General features: G+C 36.0%; 9 protein-coding genes. All 9 read right to left on the minus strand.

The window, feature by feature from the left end; all coding sequences use genetic code 11:
• Positions 1-2: 2 nt before the first annotated feature.
• The 9 genes from accB to spoIIIAA all read right to left on the minus strand — a co-directional run bounded on the left by accB (position 3) and on the right by spoIIIAA (position 5,990).
• Entirely contained in the window at positions 3-500 is a 498-nt protein-coding gene (accB, locus tag H7K77_RS12010) for an acetyl-CoA carboxylase biotin carboxyl carrier protein (RefSeq protein ID WP_186578088.1), read from the minus strand.
• 330 nt (positions 501-830) lie between these two features.
• Positions 831-1,412, minus strand: a complete 582-nt coding sequence (locus H7K77_RS12015; RefSeq protein WP_186578089.1) for a SpoIIIAH-like family protein — start codon at positions 1,410-1,412, stop codon at positions 831-833.
• Between the two features lie 114 nt (positions 1,413-1,526).
• A complete protein-coding gene (gene spoIIIAG, locus H7K77_RS12020) occupies positions 1,527-2,084 on the minus strand; it encodes a stage III sporulation protein AG (RefSeq protein ID WP_328701104.1) in 558 nt (185 codons plus the stop codon).
• Positions 2,084-2,719: a stage III sporulation protein AF gene (spoIIIAF, locus tag H7K77_RS12025; RefSeq protein ID WP_328701105.1), complete on the minus strand. Its 636-nt coding sequence runs from the start codon at positions 2,717-2,719 to the stop codon at positions 2,084-2,086. The genes spoIIIAG and spoIIIAF overlap by 1 nt, the downstream gene beginning before the upstream one ends.
• Positions 2,720-2,725: 6 nt before the next feature.
• Positions 2,726-3,910: a stage III sporulation protein AE gene (gene spoIIIAE / locus H7K77_RS12030; protein ID WP_186578091.1), complete on the minus strand. Its 1,185-nt coding sequence runs from the start codon at positions 3,908-3,910 to the stop codon at positions 2,726-2,728.
• A gap of 25 nt (positions 3,911-3,935) precedes the next feature.
• Positions 3,936-4,325, minus strand: coding sequence for a stage III sporulation protein AD (gene spoIIIAD / locus H7K77_RS12035; protein WP_186578092.1), 390 nt, complete (start codon positions 4,323-4,325; stop codon positions 3,936-3,938).
• Positions 4,326-4,329: 4 nt separating this feature from the next.
• Positions 4,330-4,536, minus strand: a complete 207-nt coding sequence (spoIIIAC, locus tag H7K77_RS12040) for a stage III sporulation protein AC (protein ID WP_186578093.1) — start codon at positions 4,534-4,536, stop codon at positions 4,330-4,332.
• Between the two features lie 16 nt (positions 4,537-4,552).
• A complete protein-coding gene (gene spoIIIAB / locus H7K77_RS12045; protein ID WP_186578094.1) occupies positions 4,553-5,065 on the minus strand; it encodes a stage III sporulation protein SpoIIIAB in 513 nt (170 codons plus the stop codon).
• A complete protein-coding gene (spoIIIAA, locus tag H7K77_RS12050; RefSeq protein WP_186578095.1) occupies positions 5,010-5,990 on the minus strand; it encodes a stage III sporulation protein AA in 981 nt (326 codons plus the stop codon). The genes spoIIIAB and spoIIIAA overlap by 56 nt, the downstream gene beginning before the upstream one ends.
• Between the last annotated feature and the right edge of the window lie 357 nt (positions 5,991-6,347).

Here is a 6,347-nt window from a genome sequence, read left to right on the forward strand (position 1 = left end):
CCTTATACTGTCTTTACTCCAAATAGTGGCTGGCCGTATTCAACTAGTTCTCCATTTTCAACCAAAACCTCTACAATTTCTCCGTTTGTTTCCGCTTCTATTTCATTAAATAACTTCATTGCTTCCACGATACATACAACTGTATCTGCTTTTACTTTGTCCCCTACCTGTACGAATACATCTTTGTCAGGTGATGGTGAGCTATAAAAAGTACCAACCATAGGCGATACAATTTCATAATCATAGTTCTTCGTTGATGTACTAGGTTGTTCAGTTGATGTATTTGTGTCACTAACTTGTTCTATGTCCGCACTATCTTCTGTTTTAACTGGTACAGAAGTAGTTGGTTGCACTGTATTTACAGCAGGCTGTTGAGCAATAACTTCCTCTTTATTCTTTTTTAAGGATAGCTTTGTTCCATTTGACTCGAATTCAAATTCATCAATAGAAGACTCATCAATTCGTTTAATTAGCTCGTGAATTTCTTGAATTTTTAACATTTCAGGCACCCCTTTGTTTTTAACATTTAATAACAGGTACTAATAACTCCTCTTAACATTTTACGAAATGGAAAACAAAACTGCAACTATATAAATTTTCCCGAAAAGCTTTTCGATTTTCTATTCATGATAACACACGGTTAGTTCGATGCAAAAAAACAACCATGAAATTGTTATCCCATAAGTTTGATGTCCTAGTATAAAATTTAGTAGATTACCAATCCTCCCCCTTCAAGATTATAATAAATACTACTATAAATAAAAAACTGGCACCAAAGTATAAGACTTTTAGCGCCAGTTTCTGAGTATTTATCATCCTAACCTTTGTTGCTAACCTACAGGTTGATACTCTACTTCTACCTCTACCTCACCAAATTCATCTTTTACTGTTCGCATAATACTAACGACTTCACTAGAAGGTAACTCATCTACTTTTACTGTAACAACAACATCTTCACCGTTAGATCTAACTAGCACATCTTCATAGCCATTGTTGGCCATAAGAGTATCTTCAATATTTTTTTCTCTAGTAGATAATGCATCCAATTCATTCATTGCAGCATACGCCTCTTCTTTTTCGTCAGATGAAGCAGAACTTGAGGCAACAATAGATTCTAGTCTTTCTTTTTCAGCACTTCTTTGGTCTTCAATATTCATACGGATTGATGCAAATACCTCATCAGAAGAAATAGAAGAGGTCACTGTATCATCAGTAGCTTCTGCTTCTTCAGTAGTTGCTTCTGAATTTTCTACTGCTGCATCACCTTCTGTTGCTTCAGATGTTGCTGCTTGGTCTTCAGGATTTTGGAGTAGCGCAAAATCTTCCCCACTTGGCGAACTCATATAATACACACTCAACACGATCATTAGACTTAACATTGTTAGTAACCAAACTGTTTGCTTTTTTAACATATTTTATTCCTCCCCTTGATTTTTAGGCATGACTGAAATTCTATGAGAAGGTACATCAAGTACCCTTGATACCGCTTCTACTACCCATTGTTTTAGTTCCATATGATCAACGCCTTATGCAACGACAAGTACTCCGCGCACTTCAGGCTTTTTTGTTGTTACAGTTAACGGAACCTCTTGATCACCTTGTCTTACAATGACTACTGTTTCTTCTTTCGTATAATCTTCTACGACTCTTTCTCCACCACTTTGGTCAGTTTCATCAGTAGTTTGTTCTCCTATAACCAAATTCTTTTCGAAGACCTTTTGTTTTGTAGAATCAAGATTCACCATAACTTCTACATTGGATACTCCTGATATCTTTTCTAGTAATTCAGCTAAGTCTTTCTCATAATTTGTTTCAATATCTTTGATGAAATCACTTTTATTTTCGTCGTCCGCTTGCCCCCAGGTTTCTGCTTCTGTTTGATTTGGTACAGGTGAACTATTGCCTGTCTCTGGACTAGCTAGATTAGACTGACTTCCATCTTTAGTTTGAAACATGTTACCAACAATAAGAACTAGTACTCCTATTAGGGCTATTACTATTATGTAGCCCATCTTAGTCGGTTTCTTACCATCTTCTGTTTTAAGTTTCAGTTGAGAGATCAATTTCTTTAATGGATTCTCCACTATACCCCTCCCTCCCAAAGAATGGTTATTTGTTGATTAGTAAGCTGCCAAGAATCATGCAAATAGTTTTTTACTTCTTTTGTTAATTGAGTAGATTGGTTTTCATCATTAAGTTGTTCTTCTCCTATGTCGATGACGACTTCCTCAACAGTCCCTTGACTTTCTGTCTGATTTTGATCTTGATTTTGGTTTAATACAATTTCTATATTCTCTAAATTTTCAAGATCTATATTGTCTTTCTCTTTAAACTGTAAAGAAATGTCTTGAATATTTACACCATATTTCTCCCTCAACCCCTCTTCTGCTTGTTTTTCCATTTGGACAGCCATCTCTTCTACAACATATGCAGCTTGGGAGGCTTGTATTTCACTTTTCTTTAATTCTATTAAATTTTTCATATTTTCTTCTTCAGAAGTTGTGTCTAAAATAGGCATCGCCTCCTTCATAACATCGTCTATATCAACATTAAAGAGCTGGAATAACGGTTGTAAAAAAATTAAAATTAATAGAAGACCAACAACCATGTTGATATATTTTTTCATAGAAGAATTAGGTAAAAGTAATTCAATAATCATCGCCAGTAATATAAAAAGAATAATTTGAGTTACCCACCCCGTTAACCATTCAATGGTAATCCCTCCTTACCTGAGCATTAACGTTAAGTTACTTGTTGCAACTAAAATAACGATTGCTAAAAAGAACATAAATGAAACAACTAATAATGCTGCAAATATATATAAAATATGTTTACTAATGATATCCATACACTTTATAACCGGCCCATCACCAATTGGCTGTAGTAATGCCGTTGTCACTTTATAAATAAGTGAAATAACAAATACCTTTACTGCAGGAAACAACACAAGGCCTAATAGAATTACCACTCCTACTATCCCAACTGCATTTTTTAACAATAGCGATGCACTAAGAACCGTATCAGTTGCATCAGTCAACATCCTTCCAACTACTGGAATGAAGTTACCTGTAACAAACTTTGTTGTTTTCATTGCCACACCATCTTGTACAGCACTTGCAGCACCTTGAACAGAGATTACACCTAAGAAAATAGATAGAAAACCTCCTAGTAGCCCTAGACCTATATTTTTTAACAAATCAGCCAATTGAGTTACTTTATAAGTGTCACTTAACGTACTGACGATATTAAGCAATGCGGACAAAAAGAAAAGTGGTATGACAATTTTTGAAATAAGTAACACACTAGCGTGAATTAGAAATACAATGACGGGTTGAAAAAATGATACAGCTATTAAATTTCCAAAGGATGCCATTAAGCCTAGCATTAATGGTAATAGCGCAATCATGAAACTACTCATCGTGTTTATCGTTTCATTGACATATGATGCAGCCAATTGAAAGCTATTTAACGCTAATACGATCAACACAAGGTAAACGATCGCATAGGCCACTTTACTTACCGCTTTATTTTCAAAAGCTGTCTGTAATGTTTGCAAGATCATGCAAAATAAAGTCAGCATAATCAAGGTACCTAGAAGCTTGCCATTTGCGATTAATTCATGAAATAAGAATTTAAGAATCCCTTGAAACCATTCCTTAAGTGATACATTTTCTTGATTTTTAATAAATTCAAAGAAGGATGTTTTTCTTACCTCAGGTAAATATCCACCATATTCATTAACAACTTTATCCCAGTATCCCTTGACTTCCGAAAATGATATGTCGTCCATATTTAAACCAACAGGTTGTGTTTCTACTTGTTCAGGAGCTGCAGTGATCTGTGTTGGAAATATTGAACAGAAAACGATGATAACTAGTCCGACAATGGTCAACTTTGTTAGTTGGTTCATTCACTAAATCATGCTCCCTTCCAAACTAGGCAGGGATAAAACCTATAATGGTTTCAATCACAGCTTTTAAAATTGGAACTGCTAGTACAAGAATTAATACTTTACCAGCTAATTCTATTTTAGCAGCGACTGAAGATAATCCTGCATCCCTAACCATATGTGCACCAAATTCTGCAATATAGGCAATCCCTATTATTTGTAGAATTGTCTCAATGTACATTCCATTCACATTTGCTTTAACACCTAAATATTCGATTAAACCAATTATTTCGGTAATATATTCAATTACAATTACAAAAATTGTTATCCCCGTTAATAGAATGAGGAAAAAGGCGAAGGATGGCTTTTGTTCTTTCACAACGACTACCAATAAACTAGCAACTATCCCTAGACTAACTATTTGGAGCATATCCATCTCGTTAACCCCTGAACAAAAATACGGATTTTATTTGCTGGAACAGGTCAGATATACCATCAATCACAAAGATTAGAACAATAATAAATCCAACGAGACTAGCAAATTGAGCGTATTCCTCTTTGCCCATCTGTTTTAAAATGGTATGAATCATCGCTACGACTATTCCTATGCCTGCAATTTGAAACAATATAGATGCATCGCCTAGCATTCGCCTTATTCCTCCTCTAAATCAAGAGTATTACAACTAATAGTCCTGTTAAAAAACCTAGACTTTTGACCATTTTGCTGTACCGATATTGGTAATCTTGTGCTTCTTCTAGCTCTCTTTCTAAGTGTGTCAAAGCGAGTTGGATATGTTTTTGCTGCTGGACAAAATCGTGCTGACCTAATGTCCTACCAAATTGCCTCAAAATTTCTTTTTCATTTTCACCTAGGGCAACTAGTGGCCAAAATGCATCGATATTCTTTTTCCAAATTTCGTAAAGACTATCCGTTTTGACCTTTAAATCCTCACTCACTACTTTAAAGAACCAAGAAACTGGATGTGGAAGCTGTTTGGAAACGTTATAACACGCCTCTATGATTGGTGCCTGGCTGTACAAGATTTCAGCCTCTAATATTTGTAAGGCGCTCTTCAATTGCCTTATCTGCTTTGGTCGATCATTTAACTTTCTGGCTAACTCAAACCCCACCCAAGTGGTAGCGCTTAGTAGCAGAAGTGCCCCGATCCATTTCATCATGTGCGCACCTCGGTTTCTTTAGAATATCGTGTCCCTCATGTGTTAATATCCTATTAACCATTCCTGGTTTCTTGGTGTCTCTAGTTAGATTTATAAATCTTTTAAATGCATTTTGTTCTAACAGAGGTTGCAAAGAGGGCCGCTGCTTGATATCCTCTAGTGATTCACCATGCACAGAACTAACTACTTTCACCCCGGCATGAATTGCTTCTAATAACGCCTTTACATCCTCTTCACTTCCAATTTCATCTACAATAAGTACATCTGGCGACATCGATCTTATCATCATCATAAGCCCTTCCGCCTTCGGACAAGCATCCATAATATCTGCACGTAATCCTAACTGATGTTGAGGTATGCCATTTAAGCTACCTCCTATCTCAGAACGTTCATCTATTATGCCTACTTTTCTAGGTCGAACTTCAGACCACCCTGTAGATATTAATCGTGCTATATCTCTAAGCAAGGTTGTCTTGCCTGTTTGTGGAGGACCGATAATCAGCGTACTAATATACTGCTTGTCGTATAAATAAGGGATGTAAGAATTGGCTACCCCAACTTTTTCTTTAGCAATTCGAATGTTAAAGGAAGTAATGTTTTTAATTGCTTTGACTGATCCATCAGCTGTATTAACCTTTCCTGCCAAACCTACCCGGTGACCACCTTCAATCGTGATGAATCCCTCACGCAATTCATCCTCTAAACGATATAACGAAAATTCGCTTAATTGATTTAGGAGGAATATGCCGTCATCTTCCGCAGGACAACAATCATTTAGCCACTCAACTTTATAATCGTAGATCAATTCAATTGGCCTCTTAATTCGTACTCTGATCTCCTGTAGGCTTGTCCAGTTATCCCCTATCTTGCGGATTATTACTTCCTTAATTTGCTGTGGAAACAATCGTATAATCTCTTTCATTAGTGATTCCTCATTTCTCCCTATTCGATTGTTTATGTTTCTTAATGTATATGTATGAAAGGCATGTCCTGGATATGACAGAAGAAATAGTATTTTTAGTAGAACCATAGTAGAGTAATGTTAATCTACTTTATAGATATGTAAGTAAAGCTAGGTAATATGAACACAATCAGTGATAAATACGAGGTAATAGACTAGGTGATTATAGAAATGGAATACATTCTAGAACGATTAATTGTATTCGTTTTTACATATTTGAGAGAAAATGCGACATAGTGTAAATATTTAGCTGGAAAGGATGAGTGCAACGTTGATTTCCGCTCCGGGCAGTTGCTTTCCGTGGGCAACGCCTCAGCC

This window comes from Aquibacillus kalidii, assembly GCF_014280935.1.
In the GTDB taxonomy this organism is placed as follows: Bacteria; Bacillota; Bacilli; order Bacillales; family Amphibacillaceae; genus Aquibacillus_D; species Aquibacillus_D kalidii.